20 protein-coding genes, 1 tRNA gene and 1 pseudogene are annotated in these 17,349 nt (G+C 37.4%); 15 read left to right on the top strand and 7 right to left on the bottom strand.

Translation table 11 applies throughout. From position 1 onward, the window contains the following. The first annotated feature begins 19 nt into the window (after nt 1–19). The 6 genes and pseudogenes from AC4BHA_RS12580 to AC4BHA_RS12555 all read left to right on the top strand — a co-directional run bounded on the left by AC4BHA_RS12580 (nt 20) and on the right by AC4BHA_RS12555 (nt 6,213). Nucleotides 20–1,192 (top strand): acyl-CoA dehydrogenase family protein, encoded by a 1,173-nt coding sequence (locus AC4BHA_RS12580; RefSeq protein ID WP_490558740.1) that lies wholly within the window; start codon nt 20–22, stop codon nt 1,190–1,192. After that, nucleotides 1,152–2,369, top strand: a complete 1,218-nt coding sequence (locus AC4BHA_RS12575) for an acyl-CoA dehydrogenase family protein (protein WP_490552343.1) — start codon at nt 1,152–1,154, stop codon at nt 2,367–2,369. The genes AC4BHA_RS12580 and AC4BHA_RS12575 overlap by 41 nt, the downstream gene beginning before the upstream one ends. A gap of 113 nt (nt 2,370–2,482) precedes the next feature. Then, nucleotides 2,483–2,848, top strand: a complete 366-nt coding sequence (locus AC4BHA_RS12570) for an SCP2 sterol-binding domain-containing protein (protein WP_066106771.1) — start codon at nt 2,483–2,485, stop codon at nt 2,846–2,848. A gap of 346 nt (nt 2,849–3,194) precedes the next feature. Then, a complete protein-coding gene (locus AC4BHA_RS12565; protein ID WP_490552342.1) occupies nt 3,195–5,072 on the top strand; it encodes an AMP-dependent synthetase/ligase in 1,878 nt (625 codons plus the stop codon). Nucleotides 5,073–5,107: 35 nt separating this feature from the next. Then, nucleotides 5,108–5,461: pseudogene (locus AC4BHA_RS12560) on the top strand (hypothetical protein); the annotation flags it as partial. After that, nucleotides 5,434–6,213, top strand: a complete 780-nt coding sequence (locus AC4BHA_RS12555; RefSeq protein ID WP_490552340.1) for an enoyl-CoA hydratase/isomerase family protein — start codon at nt 5,434–5,436, stop codon at nt 6,211–6,213. The pseudogene AC4BHA_RS12560 and the gene AC4BHA_RS12555, both read left to right, overlap by 28 nt. A 107-nt stretch (nt 6,214–6,320) precedes the next feature. Here the strand turns inward: AC4BHA_RS12555 and AC4BHA_RS12550 are convergent, their stop codons facing one another. Continuing rightward, nucleotides 6,321–6,794: a hypothetical protein gene (locus AC4BHA_RS12550; RefSeq protein WP_139892333.1), complete on the bottom strand. Its 474-nt coding sequence runs from the start codon at nt 6,792–6,794 to the stop codon at nt 6,321–6,323. A gap of 114 nt (nt 6,795–6,908) precedes the next feature. On the opposite strand from AC4BHA_RS12550, the gene AC4BHA_RS12545 reads away from it, so the two are divergent. Beyond that, nucleotides 6,909–7,106 carry a YwbE family protein gene (locus AC4BHA_RS12545; RefSeq protein WP_139892334.1) on the top strand — a complete coding sequence of 66 codons (198 nt, stop codon included), beginning with the start codon at nt 6,909–6,911 and terminating at the stop codon, nt 7,104–7,106. Nucleotides 7,107–7,186: 80 nt separating this feature from the next. Here the strand turns inward: AC4BHA_RS12545 and AC4BHA_RS12540 are convergent, their stop codons facing one another. Then, nucleotides 7,187–7,924: a YqcI/YcgG family protein gene (locus AC4BHA_RS12540; RefSeq protein ID WP_139892335.1), complete on the bottom strand. Its 738-nt coding sequence runs from the start codon at nt 7,922–7,924 to the stop codon at nt 7,187–7,189. 185 nt (nt 7,925–8,109) lie between these two features. Beyond that, nucleotides 8,110–8,607, bottom strand: coding sequence for a cupin domain-containing protein (locus AC4BHA_RS12535; protein ID WP_490552339.1), 498 nt, complete (start codon nt 8,605–8,607; stop codon nt 8,110–8,112). Between the two features lie 441 nt (nt 8,608–9,048). Here AC4BHA_RS12535 and AC4BHA_RS12530 point away from each other — a divergent pair, with 441 nt between their 5' ends. After that, nucleotides 9,049–9,579, top strand: a complete 531-nt coding sequence (locus tag AC4BHA_RS12530; RefSeq protein WP_066106793.1) for an HD domain-containing protein — start codon at nt 9,049–9,051, stop codon at nt 9,577–9,579. A gap of 183 nt (nt 9,580–9,762) precedes the next feature. Then, entirely contained in the window at nt 9,763–10,569 is an 807-nt protein-coding gene (locus AC4BHA_RS12525) for a formate/nitrite transporter family protein (protein ID WP_066106796.1), read from the top strand. Nucleotides 10,570–10,873: 304 nt separating this feature from the next. Here AC4BHA_RS12525 and AC4BHA_RS12520 read toward each other — a convergent pair whose 3' ends face one another. Beyond that, nucleotides 10,874–11,080: a hypothetical protein gene (locus AC4BHA_RS12520; RefSeq protein ID WP_066106799.1), complete on the bottom strand. Its 207-nt coding sequence runs from the start codon at nt 11,078–11,080 to the stop codon at nt 10,874–10,876. Between the two features lie 137 nt (nt 11,081–11,217). Here AC4BHA_RS12520 and AC4BHA_RS12515 point away from each other — a divergent pair, with 137 nt between their 5' ends. Next, entirely contained in the window at nt 11,218–11,727 is a 510-nt protein-coding gene (locus tag AC4BHA_RS12515) for a GNAT family N-acetyltransferase (RefSeq protein WP_490558739.1), read from the top strand. 254 nt (nt 11,728–11,981) lie between these two features. On the opposite strand, the gene AC4BHA_RS12510 is transcribed toward AC4BHA_RS12515, so the two are convergent. Further along, entirely contained in the window at nt 11,982–12,587 is a 606-nt protein-coding gene (locus AC4BHA_RS12510; protein ID WP_490558738.1) for a hypothetical protein, read from the bottom strand. 216 nt (nt 12,588–12,803) lie between these two features. Between AC4BHA_RS12510 and AC4BHA_RS12505 the strand changes: the two genes are divergently transcribed. The 4 genes from AC4BHA_RS12505 (at nt 12,804) to AC4BHA_RS12490 (ending at nt 14,366) form a co-directional block, all read left to right on the top strand. Further along, nucleotides 12,804–12,983, top strand: coding sequence for a hypothetical protein (locus tag AC4BHA_RS12505; protein WP_066106805.1), 180 nt, complete (start codon nt 12,804–12,806; stop codon nt 12,981–12,983). Between the two features lie 204 nt (nt 12,984–13,187). Further along, nucleotides 13,188–13,685, top strand: a complete 498-nt coding sequence (locus tag AC4BHA_RS12500) for a kinase (RefSeq protein WP_441294135.1) — start codon at nt 13,188–13,190, stop codon at nt 13,683–13,685. Nucleotides 13,686–13,855: 170 nt separating this feature from the next. Beyond that, nucleotides 13,856–14,161, top strand: a complete 306-nt coding sequence (locus AC4BHA_RS12495) for a hypothetical protein (protein ID WP_066106813.1) — start codon at nt 13,856–13,858, stop codon at nt 14,159–14,161. A 1-nt stretch (nt 14,162) separates the two neighbouring features. Further along, nucleotides 14,163–14,366 (top strand): helix-turn-helix transcriptional regulator, encoded by a 204-nt coding sequence (locus tag AC4BHA_RS12490; RefSeq protein ID WP_066106817.1) that lies wholly within the window; start codon nt 14,163–14,165, stop codon nt 14,364–14,366. Nucleotides 14,367–14,774: 408 nt separating this feature from the next. Here AC4BHA_RS12490 and AC4BHA_RS12485 read toward each other — a convergent pair. Together AC4BHA_RS12485 and AC4BHA_RS12480 are read right to left on the bottom strand one after the other, a co-directional pair. Continuing rightward, nucleotides 14,775–14,846 (bottom strand) — tRNA-Ala (locus tag AC4BHA_RS12485). A 165-nt stretch (nt 14,847–15,011) separates the two neighbouring features. Further along, nucleotides 15,012–15,707: an MgtC/SapB family protein gene (locus AC4BHA_RS12480; RefSeq protein WP_066106820.1), complete on the bottom strand. Its 696-nt coding sequence runs from the start codon at nt 15,705–15,707 to the stop codon at nt 15,012–15,014. Between the two features lie 120 nt (nt 15,708–15,827). On the opposite strand from AC4BHA_RS12480, the gene AC4BHA_RS12475 reads away from it, so the two are divergent. Next, on the top strand, nt 15,828–16,733 hold the full coding sequence (locus AC4BHA_RS12475) for a DMT family transporter (RefSeq protein ID WP_140461687.1): 906 nt from the start codon (nt 15,828–15,830) through the stop codon (nt 16,731–16,733). Nucleotides 16,734–17,349: the final 616 nt, after the last annotated feature.

Raw genomic sequence — 17,349 nt, 5'->3', positions numbered from 1 at the left:
ATATGAAGGAGGGAGAAAGTTGGTTTCTTTTTTACCAAGTGAGGAAGAAAAGGCATTTGTTGATGTAGCAAAGGATTTTGCAATTAAAAAGATCCGTCCCTATGCCAGGCAAACGGAAAAAAATCAGGGTGTAAGTGAGGACGTGGTCAGAAAGTTGAGTGACCTTGGATTATTAAATTTGGAACTGCCTGAATCATACGGTGGCCTGGAATTGCCGCTCGTTTCCCAGGTACAGATTGTTGAGGCGCTTGCTTATGGTGACCTTGATACTATTCAGGGGCTTCCAGGAGCCGGGGAGGGAGCATCGTTTATTCGACTAAAAGAGGATCATAACGCATTTTCTTTTTATCAAACTCAGTGTGAAACGGGAATTTGCCCAACAGTCGCCTTTGTTTATCCCAATCAACATAAACTCCAAATTAAAAAAATAGACAATGGATACATCATTGATGGAGAAACGAGTCCGCTGAAAAATGCCAGAAAGGCTGAATATCTATTAATTGCAGGAACTGCTACTAATGGTGAAGCGGTGTTGTTCTGGATAGATCAAGACAATAATCATTCTTGGAGAGTGCTTGACGGTGATTATCGCTTGGGGCTATTGAGTGCCGGCTTTTCGAGAATTCAGCTTAAAGAAGTAAGCGTTTCCAAAAACAATATTTTGGCTAGTGGTGCCGAAGCTGAAACTTGGATGGATCAATCATTGAGCCGTGTACGTACGTTAGAGGCTGCAAAAGAAATTGGTGTTATGGCAGCTGCCCTTGATTACACAGTTGAATATACCTCCCAGAGAAAAGCGTTTGGGGTAGAAATCGCAAAATTCCAGGGTGTTTCTTTTAACCTTGCACAAATGGCTATCCAGACGGGTGCAGCAAGGCATCTTGTTTTATATACGGCAAAACAAATTGATGAAGGTGAAACTGATGCTGTTTTCCACAGTATCCAGGCACTTAAAAAAGCCCATCAATCGCTTCGATATGTAACAGATTCAGCTGTACAGCTCCTTGGTGGGCATGGATATGTTCAGGACCATCCTGTTGAGAAGTGGATGAGGGACGCTCAGGCACAAGTCGGTTGGTTTGAACAAGAGGGCGATTTAGAAATCAGGGCAGGAAACTGGATCATGTATGGTAAGGAGAGGGGGATGAGTAATGATCACATACGAGTTGACGCCACATCAAAGTCAAGTTAAGGAAGTGGTCCATTGGTTTGCTGAAAATGAAATGCGACCGGTATCCATGATTGCCGATCAATTAAAGAAAGTACCGGATGATTGGCTGGATAAAGTAAATCAACTCGGAATTTCTTTAAGCATGTCTTCTTTTGGAGAGTCCAATGATGATAAAAAGAAAAAAGATTTAAAAAAAGCGAAGGAGCGCCAAGGAAATCGATTGGGAGTCATTGCCTCTGAGGAATTAGGCTGGGGAGATTGCGCGATTGCCTTGACACTACCCGGGCCAGGGCTTGGAGGTCCGCCTGTTCAGCATAGCGGCACACCGGAACAAAAGGAACGTTTTTTATCCATTTTCTCCAGAGATGAGAAACCGAAGTGGGGAGCATATGCTTTGACTGAACCAGAGGCAGGTTCTGATGTATCCGGTTTACAGACGACAGCTGTTAAAGTGGACGGCGGTTATGTGATAAACGGGCAGAAGATATTTATTACAAATGGCAAAAGAGCTTCCTGGGTTGTTGTATTTGCTACGGTAGACCGCAATTTAGGTAGGGCTGGTCACCGGGCATTTGTTATAGAAAAAGGTACACCCGGCTTCTCATGCTCGAGATTGGCGGAAAAAATGGGTCTTCGTGCTTCTGAAACAGCAGAACTTGTGTTTGAGGATTGCTTTGTTCCGGATGGAAACCTTTTAGGTGGAGAAGAGGCCTATGTCAATAAAGCGAATGGATCAGGTGGCTTCAGGGTTGCTATGAAAACATTCGATAACACAAGGCCCATAATCGCAGCTATGGCTACCGGAATTGCAAGAGCGTCCTATGAATATACATTGGATTTTGTAAAAAGAGAATATCCTCAGCACGGCAATCATTATCATCAAGCCCTGAGACTCTTCTCAGAGATGCAGCAAAAAATTCAGGGAGCTCGTCTGTTAACCTGGGAAGCTGCCTGGAAAGCAGATTTGGGAAAACCGAATGCAAAAGAAGCAGCCATGTGTAAGGCCTATGGTGGAAAGATTGCTTTGGAGGTTACTTCAGCCTGTCAGGAAATACTCGGTCCATATGGTCTTGAGGGACATCTAGTCGAGAAATTATATCGTGACGCAAAAATTTATGACATTTTTGAAGGGACTAATCAAATTCAGCAATTAATTATTGCGCGTCATCTGTATGAACCATATGGTATTCGTGTGTAATGATTTTATAAATACGTTCAGGAGGTGGTGAAACGACAGGACAAAAATGCTGCATCTAAATAAAACTGAAAAATAAAAAAATATCCTTTAATAATAAAGGGAGGAATTTTAAAATGGGAAAAGCAATTGAAGATTATACATTAAGAGAGTCTTTTGAAAAAATTGAGGAAGCACTTAAAAACGATCCTCAGCCAATTCAAGGAATTACGACACGCTATCAATTCACAATCACCGGTTCCGAAGAAGGAATCTATCAGCTTAATATACACGATGGTCAGGCAGAGGTAGTCGAAGGAGAAGAAACACCAGCGGATTGTACACTCACCATGTCTGTCGAAAACTTCCGCCAATTCCTTCTCGGCAAACTAAACGGAACCGTAGCCTTCATGTCCGGCAAACTAAAAATCAAAGGCGACATCGGAAAAGCAATCAAACTAGAAGGAATACTGAAACAATATAACGTAAAGGAATATTTATAAGAAAGGCTGAGGCGACTGTTCAGCTCCGACAAGCATAAGAGGAGTCACGTAGGGAGGTGTTCTCCCTCCAGCAGTGGCTACACTTATGACTCGAGGAGCTAGGAGCCGAAGCTAGATCTCAAGAAAAGCTGGAGTGGCTTGCTCAAAAGCGAGGAGCATAAGACAGAGGCTCATAGGGGATGAACTTCCCCCGAAGAGGCTATGCTTATGTCCCGAGCTTTTAGCCACGGAAGCTAGATCTCGCTAAAAACGGAGACCATGTAAGGTGGACCAAAGACTAAAAACGCCACATCGTGTGGCAACGTCTTCGTGACCCTACGACGTGTAGGCCTAAGGGAGGTGTTTTATGAAACCTGCAAATTTGGTAGAGATGGTTTGGAGAACAGCCGAAAAAAATTCACAAAAGAATGGTTTTTTGGTTAAAGTAGCAGGTGAATATAAGGGGATCACATACAGGGATTTTTGGATACAGGTTTCACAAACGGCTGCCGGACTGGCACATTATGGGGTTGGCTTTGGTGATCATGTAGCCATATTATCTGATAATAATCCTTACTGGGCTATAAGCGATATAGCGATTATGAGTTTGGGTGCAGTCAGTGTGCCAATCCATTCAACTTTACCATCTGATCAGATTTCTTACATTCTCAGTAATGCAGACTGTAAGTTTCTTTTTGTAGAAAATCAAAAGCAACTGCAAAAGATTCTTGCTAATTCTACTCTCGATAAACTGATTATCTTTTATCCCGGTGATTCCTTAGCAGAAAAGAAAGAAGATATGCTGACAATGGAACAATTAATGTCAGCAGGTGAAAAACATCCTTTATTTAACTGGGAAGATGAGTTCCAGGCAATAACAAGAGATGATTTAGCAACGATTATTCATACCTCGGGAACAACTGGTTATCCAAAAGGTGCAATGTTAACGCATGGAAATATTTTATCAAATGTTGAAGGCGTTCAATTTTGGGTGTTGGAAGCCCGGCCTGACGACATCATGTTATCCCACTTACCACTATCCCACATATTTGAACGTATGGCAGGTCAATTTTTTCCTTTGTCAGTTGGTGCAACAATTGCTTATGCAGAAAATATTGATACCGTACAACAAAACCTTCTAGAAGTACAACCTACCATCCTAGTCAGTGTCCCATTGTTATTTGAAAAAGTATATGCCCAGGCTCAAAAGATGGTCGAATCCGGTACCCCTATTCGCAGAAAAATTTTTGACTGGGCACTTAAAGTCGGAAATACAAGATATAAATATTATTTATCCAGTGCTACAGATGTAATGGTTCGTAAAAGTGAACTACCGAAAGAGTTTAGGAGAAAGTGGAAAATAGCTGATAAACTTGTCTACCAAAAAGTAAAAAAACAATTGGGTGGAAGAATCAGAGGCTTTATATCAGGCGGAGGAGCTTTAAATCCAGAAATCGGGAAGTTTTTCTGGAGTGTTGATCTTCCGGTCCTTGAAGGATATGGCCTGACAGAAACCTCCCCCGTTATCTGCGTAAATCCGTTTTCCAGAACCAAAGTTGGAACAGTAGGAAAACCATTGCCGAACCTGGACGTCCATATCTCAGATGATGGTGAGGTACTTGTTAAAGGCCCAAGTATCATGAAAGGTTACTATCATGATGAAGAGGCTACCAAGGAACACTTTGAAAATGGGTGGTTCAAGACTGGCGATATAGGCGAGTTTGATGAAGATGGCTTCTTAAGAATTGTGGATCGAAAGAAGCGGATTATAGTACTTACTTCGGGGATAAATGTGGCTCCACAGCCTGTGGAAAATGCACTTCACCAAAGTATTTATATAGAAAATGCCGTTTTGGTTGGACAAAATCAGAAGTATGTAATCGTCTTATTAACTCTAAATTATGAAAATCTTAAGAGCTGGTGCAAAAGGAAGGGCATTCGTGGTTCTGTCAATGAGTTGGTTACGAATAAAAAAGTACAGGAATTGATTACGAGAGAAGTAAAATCCAATACTCATAAATTCGCACGCTATGAACAGCCCAAAAAACTAATCATTGTAACGAAAGAATGGACTGTGGAGGGTGGGGAGATGACTCCGTCCTTAAAGGTACGTTTTAAAGAAATAGAAGAAAAGTATAAAGAAGTTATTGAACAAATGTATGAAGAAGACGCATATACAGAGATCGAGGTAGCTGCTAATGAAGTAGCAGTTGGCCTGTCATTGCCTAAATCGAAAGGAGATTAATAAGTATGTCATTTTCACTGGAAGGAAAAGTAGCTCTTGTTACCGGTGCTATTATCCCGGCAACACAAAAGGTATTGGATAAGGCAGGTCTTTCCATGGATGATATCGATATTTTTGAAGTGAATGAAGCCTTTGCTTCAGTTGTATTAGCATGGGCGAAAGAGCTGGAACCAGATATGGATAAAGTAAATCCGAATGGAGGAGCGATCGCATTGGGCCATCCTCTGGGCGCAAGTGGAGCTCGTATTATAGCCACTTTACTTAATGAATTGGAAAGAACAAATGGAAGATTTGGGCTTGCAACCATGTGTATCGGTTTTGGTCAGGCAATTGCTGTAATACTGGAAAGGGAGGTAGGGGAATGGGGCAAAATTGTTTGTTGGAGGTAACTGATAAGGTGGCAATCATTACGATTAATCGACCTCCCCTAAATACATTGAGCAGAGATACATTATATGAGATTGGCACCTATTTGGATGATATCGAAAATAATCATATGATTAGAGCTATTATATTAGTCGGAGCGGGAGAAAAATCTTTTTCAGCTGGTGCAGATGTAAATGAATTTTCAGATTTAGCGGATCCGGAAAAAGCGAGGGAAATGATTCAATGGATGCATGATCTATTTAACCGAATTGAGTCTTTCTCTAAACCTATCATTGCAAGTATAAACGGTCGTGCGCTGGGTGGTGGGAATGAATTGCAAATGGCTTGCCACTTGGTAATAGCTGCAGACACAGCAGAGTTTGCTCTTCCAGAAATAAAGCTCGGAATTATGCCTGGCTATGGGGGGACCCAACGGCTGCCAAGATTGATTGGCCGCAGGCGGGCTCTTGAATTAATCTTAAGCGGTGAAAAAATTTCGGCGATAAAAGCATTGGAGTATGGTTTAATCAACAAAGTTGTGCCTGCTAAAATGCTGAAGTATGAAACTTTAGCGATTGCAGCCAATTTAGCTGAAGGGCCGCCGCTTGCGCTTAAAGGGATCCTTGATTCTGTGGGGAGAGGTACAGAAGTTTCCTTAGAAGATGGAATCTCAATTGAACTAGAGAATATGCTGAAAATAGCCCGTTCGGAGGATGCGATGGAGGGAATCAGTGCCTTCTTTATGAAGCGAAAGGCAGAGTTTTCAGGTAAATAAATTAGATAGTGTCTGCATGGTCCGTTTATTTGTTGGATTAAATAGGAACAGCCCATTGGATTATGGATTACCAACGGGCTGTTAGGTTCGTTTACTTTACTTTTCGTTTACTTTACTTTATGGAATCCTTCTTCCATTAAATAAGATTTTGCTTCATTGTAGGATGGGAATGTGCCATCTAGGTTTAAGCCAGCATATACATTCCACATATCCTCTTCTGCTATAACGGTAAGAGTATGTCCTTCGTTATTCCTCCAGATTTCTTCTTCACCTGCTATATCGCCAGCATAATCTTCATAAGGATCAGTAGATAGAAGCTCTATGGATTTAGCTATGATAGTTTCTAATTGCTCAGCGGAAAAATCCTTGATATTCACCAATCCCTTTTGACCCACACGGTACCCAGGAATGCCTTCTGCATAAACGAAACCATTACCGTTTGGATGCAGGTGATAAACAACATTCGATTTATCTAATTTGCTTTCAGGATATTGATAGTTGATACGCCCAAGTGAAACATTTTTACGTTCGAGTTCCTTAAAGGACTCTATAATTGCAATTTTTTCTTCAAAAGTTAACATATTGCCTCCAAAAAAGTGGATTTTACTATTTGTCCATTATACCATTAGTGGATAGATTACGTTATGCTCAATGAATGTATTTATGGATCGAGATAAATAAGGGAGGTTAGAAAAATGAACAATGGAAAGAATCGTAGTGATATACGAGCAGGACTGGAAGTCGATATCGTGTTAAAAAAAGACCAGCGCTCAGGTGCATTAACTCGCGGTATCGTTAAAGATATTTTAACCAATTCAGCAACACATCCGCATGGCATTAAGGTACGGTTAACGGATGGCCAGGTGGGACGGGTTCAGCAGATTATTAAATAATGTATCGAATCTTGAAGGCGTACAAGCTCCCACTCTATAAAAAAGAAGCTGATTCAATGATCAGCTTCTTTTTTATATGATTATGAATCTTTATGGTGAAATGGACATTTCCCAGCGATTGGTTCTATATCATCACCGATAAAGTATTGCTTCCATTCATTATGGTTTTGATCCCCATAATGACTGATATCCGGATGCTTAGGGAGCTGATCCCATTTCTCTACTCGTTCACGAACTTTCTCTCTGGACATGATTCCGCCTTTTTCAGTCCCTTCAAGTCCTTCAAAAATCATTCGCGGTTGAAAGCCAAGAACTAAACTATTACCGAGGTCACGGGTTTTCCGTTGCTTGTAGGCAGGGCAATTGCCGAAGATAAAGAATGGTTCACCGGCAAAGTGAAAGTCCCAAAGGAAATGTTCAGGATCCTTCGGTTTATCCTCAGGCCAAAGCTTCGGATCATGCTCGTGTAAATACTGTAGGATTCTCCAAAAATAATCTCTATAGTAAGGGATATCGCGTTCCTCTTTTTCAGGTTCAACAAAAACAAATAAACCGTGTCTTATATGAGGTGGATTCTTAAATAGTTCAAGAAAGCTTTCTACTGCTTTTGGAAGAGAGGACCAATCATTATGAGTCATATACGCATAACGGAGTTCTCCTTTATTTTCTGCTTTCATACCAAAGTAACATGGAAATGTTGGGTTTGTAACAATGTTATGAAATGTTTGGTATTCTTCTGTTACCCATTGTGGTACGATTTGTGGATTGGTCATATCTTGTTTTTCTAATAAACTTAAATTTGTTTTTGTATCCGGCATATAATAATTCCCCTATATATTCATTTTAGTAAGTTCTTTATTCCCTATTAATAGTCTTTGAAACATTTTGAAAGACAGTAAAATATTGTTTTGCAGAACGCTAAAAAATCAGGAGATTAATCGCTGAACAATTTAAAGTCACACTACTTTATCAAACGGTATAACATGCATATCTTCTTTTGAAATTATACCTGCCACTCTTTTATCAGAGGACCATCCTTACCGTTAATAGGATCAGTCTTTGGGATGGGAACCTTGCTAATTTCCTCTAATACTTCAGGACGTTCATTTTCTTTCCCGTATTTAGTGTTATAGTCCATCCCATTTGGATAAGCTCCAACGACAGAAAAGTCAGAGCTGGCTCTAAGGCGTTTATGGCCGGTTCCGGCTGGAAGAATAATCACATCACCTGACTGAACATGAATCTTCCTTCCTGTTTCACCGCCAATCATAAGGGTGGCTTCACCTCTAATAACCCCTAGTACCTCATGAGAATTACTGTGATAATGATGATAGTCAAATACCCCATTTGTCCAACTATTTAGCCATTGATTTTCATTAAATAGGCTTTCCATAGTGGATTCAGGGCTGTCTACAGCTTGATTATATAGAATGACTGGTAAGTTTGGATTATTAGGTATCCTACCATCATCCTCGAAGAAAAAAGTTTGATACGGATTCATTTGTACTCCTCCTCCTGTATTCACAAAATTCCCTTTTTAGATGATGATAAACAAGTCAACCTGGATATTTTTGTGTGGGAGTTTTTCGGAAATACTTATGTTTTTTCTAAACTAGTATCTGCCCAACTACGAATTTTGCCGTTTTTAAAGACAGGGCATGAACATACAATAATGAATAATAACTTGGTCCATGTTAATATCTTGACAAGCTGCCACGGTTTTCCAAGATTAGCGATAATACTAGCCATAAAGTGCAAAAGAATGAATGCGAATAAGGGTGTAAAGGAAGGCTGATTGTAAAATTTCGTTTAAAAGTACAGAAACAAGATAATTTTATAGAATAATAAATTCCTTTTAAACAGTGAAGTATCCATGCTATAATGCACAAAAATATATATTTATCTCTATAAATATACAAAAATAACCAGGGAGGGAGACCTTATGAGAGAAGTAACTTTACTTGATATATTTGAGCATCGCATTGCTCAAAAATATTTAAATCGTTCTGGCTTGGCACATGCAATTGCCGTTGCTTACCATGCCTTTCATTTAGCGAAAGAACAGAATATCGATGTCGATTCTGCAGCAAAAGCAGGTCTGCTCCATGACATTGGACATTTTACTTGGTACCGTAATGGTAAATGGGATTATGATTTATATAGAAAGAACGATATACATCCAATTAAGGGCGCTGAAAGAGCGCATAAATTATTAATAAGGCTTGGTGAAAATCCGGTTCAGGCGAAAACGATCTCCCTCGCAATTTTATTTCATACAGATTCCTTTTTACCTTCAAATGATATTGTTAGAACACCTCTTCAACAGATTGTTAAATGGGCAGATGAAAAAGATGAAGAGGAAGGCGGCCTTCACCATTATCGGAAGATTGAGTATGAAAGAGCGAAAGCCAGTATTATAAAACTCGATTCCATGATTGATGAAGAATTAAAAGAACATAAAAAAATGATATAAATTAAATCCCCATCTGTAAAAAACGGAGGGGATTTTTTAGTTAACATCATTAGAATTTGAATTATTCATAAAATGTTCTCTTTAAGCATTTCTAAAATACGAATATAATAAACTTGGATAGATTGATAATTATTTCCATATGATGATGTGGAAGACGTATTACATAGATTGGAGAGAACATACATGAGTTTCAAAACTCCACAGGAAATTGCCATAGCAGCAGTAGAAGCAGGTGTGAAGAAGACCAGTTTACCTTTAACAAATTTATTACTATTGGGATTTTTGGGCGGTGCTTATATATCTGTGGGTTATTTACTATATATCCGAGTAACCGCAAGCTTGCCTGAAGACTGGGGGACCTTTGGAACATTTATTGGTGCATCTGTTTTCCCACTTGGACTTATTTTAATTTTAATTGCAGGCGGAGAATTATTGACTGGTAATATGATGGCAGTGCCAATGGCCTGGCTTGCCAAACGGATTCCTTTCTCACGATTAGTTCACAATTGGTTTTGGATTACGATTAGCAACTTCGCAGGTGCTATTTTTGTAGCTTATTTCTTTGGCCACTTAGGAGAGTTTACAGCCAGCGGTGTCTTTCTCGAAAAAACGGTGGACGTGGCTGCTCATAAAATAGATGTTGATTTTTGGCCGGCTCTTATTTCAGGTGTTGGTTGTAACTGGCTTGTGGCATTAGGTGTTTGGCTTTCATACAGTGCAAACGATATCGCAGGAAAAATAGCAGGGATATGGTTTCCAATCATGGCATTTGTAGCAATTGGCTTTCAGCACGTAGTAGCGAATATGTTTGTGATTCCGGCAGCAATATTTGAAGGTTATTTTACCTGGATGGATTATTTTAATAACTTTGTACCTGTCTTTTTGGGGAATGCCATAGGCGGATCTATTCTTGTTGCTTTTGTTTACTGGAAATCCTATCAATCCTATATAAACCCTACCACCAAGAAAATAAAATCGGAAAGTATGTAACAATTGTGAGAGGCAGTCGGTCGTTTCACTATATGATACTCCTATAAAAACACTTAGATTTAATAAAATCCGTGTTTTTATTTCATCTGTTCCATTTTGGGCTAGATAATCATGCCGATCAACGCCATCCCATATTTATAAAAGTGTAGTAGTATTACTGCATAACCATGTTACCTAAATATGAAGAAAAAGGGCTAAACAACATAGCGCCTTTTTCAAGTTTGCAGTCAAGAATATTATTTTGTTATTTAAGCCTATGATGAACGTGGGAATCAAGATAGCCTGTCTTATATTAAAAAACAGTTCAATCTTCTTCACTCTGTCGGGCAGCCCATAGAACAATGGCTAATATCATAAACAATATTTCCATTAAAGGATCGTTTGTTACGGCTTTTAATAGCACTAAAAGGATGACCCCGTTTACAGGATTTTCGTCTGTCAGCATAATCACAATAATATCCAGCAGCGGGAGGGCGAAATCCAATATATTTAAGTCATTTTCAGATTCCATTCTTACAGTCCCTTCCGTTTTTTATCATCGTATTCGAAATAAATGAAGAAGTGCGTTTTTGCTGAGACAAAGGGCGTAGGAAAAGAGCGTGGCAGGATACATATCTAAATAATTAGAAGCAAGTGGAGAGTGATAATTTGAGTATTGAATTGCTCAAGGCAGATGAAAAGGATGCAGCAGTTTTATTTGCCATCCAACGCAAATCGTTCATGCCTTTATTAGAAAAATATAAGGATTACGATACGAATCCTGCAAATGAAAAAGTAGATCGGCTGATCCTACGATTAAACAATCCTAATGGTGTATTTTATAAAATTATGTTCAATAAACAGCTAGTTGGAGCCATTAATATTCTGTGGAGAGAGGGGACCGAAGAATATAAAATCAGTCCCATGTTCATTTTACCTGAATATCAGGGGATGGGAATTGCACAGGAAACAATAAAAATCATTGAAGATTATTATTGCAAAGCAAAAAGCTGGGAACTGGCCACGATAAAAGAAGAAGAACGGAATTGTCATCTATATGAAAAAATGGGTTATATAAATACCGGTGAACTCCGAAAATTAAATGAGAATACAACACTGATTTTCTATAAAAAGCTTATGGAAGAGCAAGCAGTAGGTCATAAAAGTGAAGAAAGATAATTAATCAATTGTATTCAAATCTGGGGAAAGGCTATTTATACCTTCTTTAAAAATAAGTTATTATCTCCCCTTAACTGAAGATTCTCGGTGTTTTATCGAGATGGAATTTTTTTAAAATAAATTGCTCCGAAGAGGAAATAGTATAAGAGAGGGAACCAATTGAATTGTTTTACGAAAAGCAGAATTTGTATAGTGGAAATACTATTCATTCATGAAAAGAGCTGCCTTCATCGGGAAGACAGCTTAAAATTGGCTTACTTATTCTCTTCTGTTTTATTCTCATCTGTTTGGATATCATCCGGATAAACGATGGTATCAAATGTTTTGGAGGTTTCTTCGTTCTTTAGCTGGAAGGTAACCTTATAATCATCTTCATTTACACCATTAAATAATTGATAGTACAGTGATTGATAAGCTAAATTGAAGAAGGCAAATCCGTCCATACTGCTGTTTTCATAAAGCTCCTGATCCATTTTAATCGTATACTCTGTAAATGATTTATTGTGTTCTATCTTTTTAATTGAAGGAAAGTCTTCATCGGCTTCTATTTCTTTAATGGAAGTGTCTATTGTATCTCCCATCTCTTTCAGCATTTCCTTATGCTTAGATTTGGACATTTTATATGTAACCGATCCATCATTATTTACAATTACTTCTTTTACCCCGTCCTCTTTAGCCTCTTTCTTTAGTTTCACCATATCTGTGTCTTCAAAAAATGATGCAGGTAATGTCACTTCAACATTTACCATTCCCTTATTGACATCCACATTATCGGAATTTTTATTTTCCTCATCCTTTGATGAGCAAGCAACCAGCATAATACTCAATACTAATAGAAAGAGCAGTTTACCACTTTTCATTATGAACCCCCTGAGATGTAATTAATCTTTTATTAACGTAACAAATTTAATAGGTAGTATCTAAATATTCACCGAAAAATATATACTGAAGATTTTGGTAAATTAACTAATGTAATACTTATTTTATGGATAGTAAATAGATTTGATACACAAAAGCATTATAGATAATATAAGAAAAACTTCTATGTTAGAATAATCACAAAGGAGGCAGATGCTATGAATACAGTTCCCTTAATAATTGCTGTTATTGCAGGTATTCTTTATGGTTCCGTACGTTCCGTGAAAAATCAAAATAGTAAAGATGAATCTGCAAAGAAGGAAGCAGGCCTTTACTTACAAAGTATTGTGGTTTGTATTGCTGTTTATTTAATAGTGAGCTTCGTTCAGAGTATCTAAAGACTATACATATTCACTTAAGTAAGGATTTTGATCTAAATTTAAAAGACCGTTTAAGCAGTAGAGACATAAAGTCGCTTTCCTAATTTATAGGAGGCGACTTTTTTACTTAGATGATAAAAAGGAAAATGATTAATCATACCGAATTATTATTTTCATAAGAGGCTTATAGAGAAATAAAAAACATAATAGGGAATGGGATTGATGGAATCAAACTTAATTATTCTAAGAGGAAACTCCGGAAGTGGAAAAACAACCATTGCTAAAAGCATTCAAGATCAGTTAGGAAAAGGTACCCTGTTAGTTTCTCAAGATAATGTTCGGCGTGAGATGTTGAAGGTTCAGGATAGAGAAGGAAATCTTTCGATTGATTTGATTCGTCAAATTGCTGAGTATGGGAAAGGGAGATGTGAACACACCATTGTTGAAGGAATTCTGAATAAAAGTCGCTATGGTCAAATGCTAAATGACTTAATCCAGTTCTATGGCGGAAAGGCATATATCTTTTATTTTGACTTGTCATTCGAAGAAACGGTAAAACGTCATCTCTCACGTGATAAAAAGGAAGAGTTCGGTGTAGATGCTTTACGAAAATGGTGGACCCCAAATGATTATTTGGAAGTGGAAAATGAAGTGAAAGTAACAGGTCATTTAACACATACCGAGATAGTGGATTTGATTTTAATACAACTGCAAGAGTGATGATGATAGCAGGGAGTTAACCTATAGAAGTGAGATACATTAGATTACTGCCTTTGAATAATTTATATTATTTAGAAGTCCGATATGTAAAAACTTTTTGACATTTATGATGAGTATGGATACAATAAAAATGTCAAAAGGTTTTTACATTTTCAAAGGAGCTGTCATTAATGGATTGGTTAGCTATCTTGCTGTTGTTTGTGATTTTAGCAATTTGTGTTTTACTCATCATCGTTACTCTTGTGTCATTACCTCAACTGGGTGATGAAAGAAAAGATTTTATTAAGATGAAAGCTCAGTCGTTTGCATTTGCAGGTGTTATTGGATATTTATTGATTAATCTTGTTGAATCTATTTATGTAACTTTCTGGACAGACAACACTTACGAAGGCATAAATCCATTTACTGCTCTTATAGGTATTTCTTTAGTGTATTTAATCTCACTACTATTTTGCAAAAAGAAATATGGTGGTTAAGTTGAAAAATCATATTAGAGAATTAAGAAAATCAGCAAAGCTATCTCAAGAAGAACTTGCTAAACTTTGCAATGTATCACGACAAACGATAAATGCGATTGAAAACGATAAATATGACCCTACATTACAATTGGCTTTTAGTATAGCTGCAGTATTAGATACAACAGTAGATGAATTGTTTATAAATGAGGATATGGATATGTAATTTTAGACCTTAACTTAAATTAAGGTCTTTTTTTAAGTGCTTAGAAAGTCTTAGGAGTTAAAACCTGTATTCTGAATTTGACTCTCAGAAACCTTCTTTCAAGCAGAAGAAAAAGGAGCAACGACTGTAGCTCCTTAACAAATCATTATTAATTGTTTTTTATGCTATTTGGGGGGAATGGAAATGTACTCGCTGATCATTATGGCTGTAATAGAAAATAACATAATAAATTCTAACTATACAGTAGTACATCTTCACTCATAATTGTTATGGAGGTCCGCTTTGAAGTTCTAAGGTCAAACGCCTAGTTAACAAATTGTGCACTAGTTGTGCAACTCAACCGATTCTTTGCATAGATGTCTCCTGTAAAAAAAGAAAAAACCCTTGATATACAAGGGTTTTCCGGTATGGAGCTAAGGGGATTCGAACCCCTGACCTCTTCGCTGCCAGCGAAGCATTCTCCCGCTGAACTATAGCCCCATAATAAGTAATAAAATTATGTACAACCTTATTTTAACTAATTTAATACGAATGTCAATCTTGTATGAAGTATTTTTGCTGAATCTTCTAACTTAACCAAGCTATAATGCAGGGTAAAAATGAGTAGGAAAGAAACTGCCTATGCTTCTTTCCTGCTCCTATTGATTATGCATTTTCAATTTCAATGCTCATGACTCCATCGATAGAAGAAACGGAATAATAAACATCTGTAATTAGCCTTTTGCTGTCTATTGTGGTTCTTAAACGAATTTGATGACTGTTAGTCAGATCTTTTATGCGAACAGACTTAATTGAAATCTCTTTTTGTTCAATTAAATTTATAATTGGCGCTATACTGTCTTTTTCTGCAATAATTAACTGGAGGTTTAACTCTTTTTCTCTAAACTTTTTTGGCCCAATATAATTAAATAACATGGGCAGCAATTCAACGCTGATGATTAACAAAACTACACCTGCTATTGCTTCCATATAAAAACCTGCACCTACTGTAATCCCTATTCCGCCTGCTCCCCAAATTAATGCTGCAGTAGTTAAACCAGATATACTGTCATTGCCTCTCCTTAATATAACGCCAGCTCCAATAAAACCAATTCCGGATACTATCTGGGCTGCAAGACGGAGCGGATCCATTGTTACTGTGACTCCATATGCTGATCCTTTTGCATTATATGCAGATTCAATAGAGACAATAGTTAATAAACAACTAACGATTGAGATTACTAGAGATGTTTTCAGACCAACAGGTTTTCTTTTGATTTCCCGTTCCAGTCCTATGATAAGCCCTAATACTGCTGATATGCATAATTTAATAATCATCTGTATATCAATTGAGAAATCCATATTGCTAACCTGCCTTTATAAGTTCTTCTATATAGAATAGAATATGAGACGGATCTGTTCCAGAATTATGAATTATGAATATTTATTTGTTTAAATTACAGTTAAAGGGTGGAATAATATATGACTCAGTCACTTTTTAAACCTTATCTTGCCATTGTTGTAGGAGTGATTGCTGTATCCTTCTCAGCGATACTTGTTCGCTATTCGGAAGCCGAGTCTGGAGTCATTGCTTTTTACCGCATGTTATTTTCCTGTTTAATTCTAATTCCGTACTTTTGTAGGGAGGCTGTTAAAGAGATAGGAAGGATTAATAAAAAAGATTGGGTATTATGTGCAGCGGCCGGAGCGTTTCTTGCTTTTCATTTTATTTTTTGGTTTGAGTCTCTTCGGTATACTTCAGTGGCTAATTCAACTGTCCTAGTCACAATGCAGCCTATATTTGCTTTTTTAGGTACCTATTTTTTATTTAAGGAACGAGTATCTATCGGTGGAGTCGTAAGTATTATTGTGGCGATTTCAGGCAGTATATTGATTAGTGCCAGCGATTTTTCGCATAATAAGGGAGCTTTGTTCGGAGATGTACTTGCCTTAGTAGCTTGTGCTCTTGCAACAGCTTATTTCTTGATTGGACAAATGGTACGTAAAAGAATGGGGTTAACTGCTTACACTTTTATTGTATACGGTATTAGCGCAATTATATTATTGATCTATGTATTGGGGAGCGGCCAGGAGTTATTCGATTATCCTAAAAAAGAGTGGTACCTATTTATCTTGCTTGCAATCATTCCTACATTGTTGGGGCATTCACTTTTTAATTGGGCAATTGAATGGGTTAGTGCAACAAAAATATCGATGGCTATATTATTTGAACCAATAGGTGCGGCAGTATTGGCGTACTTTTTATTTAATGAAAGCCTATCGGCTATACAATTGTTTGGTGCATCATTAGTATTGGTGGGGTTATCTTTATTTATATTAATGAATAGAAGAAGAGACGCAATAGAGAATAGCGAAGTTAACTATTAATTGCATTGTAGGGCATCCAAGAAGGATGTCTCTGTTTTTTTTAAATATAATTGGTGTTGAACTTTTTCCGATTTTTAGTGTATTGTTGAAGGAATTTATTCTTATGAACATTAAAGGGCGTGCTTAGTGATCAGGATGGTTAGGCAAACGAACACTGCTAATCTTAATGAAGAGTTGTATGTCAATGTATTGGATATATGTGATTTTTATGATGTTATGTAGAAATAATATAAAAAAGCGAAAAAAAGTAAAAAAGTACTTGCATCCTAATAGTTGTCCATGATATATTAACTATCGTTCACTTCGTTGAACATTCGTTAAAAAAACTTTAAAAAAGTTGTTGACGAAAATAAGTTATTCTGATATAATATAAAAGTCGCTAACGCGAACGAGATAACAAGTTAAAATAAGTCAAAAAAACTTTTAAAAAAAGTTGTTGACAAAGAAAAGTTATCTTGATATAATATAAAAGTCGCTAACACGACATACAGATTGTTCTTTGAAAACTAAACAAAACGAAACGCCAAGCAAGTCTAAAAAAGAGATTTTTAAAATCTCGTCAATTTGCTTTAAAATTTAGCTAGATCAAACATCTTTCGGAGAGTTTGATCCTGGC

This window comes from Pradoshia sp. Z3_51 (assembly GCF_058215915.1).
Note: the sequence above shows the minus strand (reverse complement) of the source record. Positions and strands in the feature narration are given on the sequence as shown.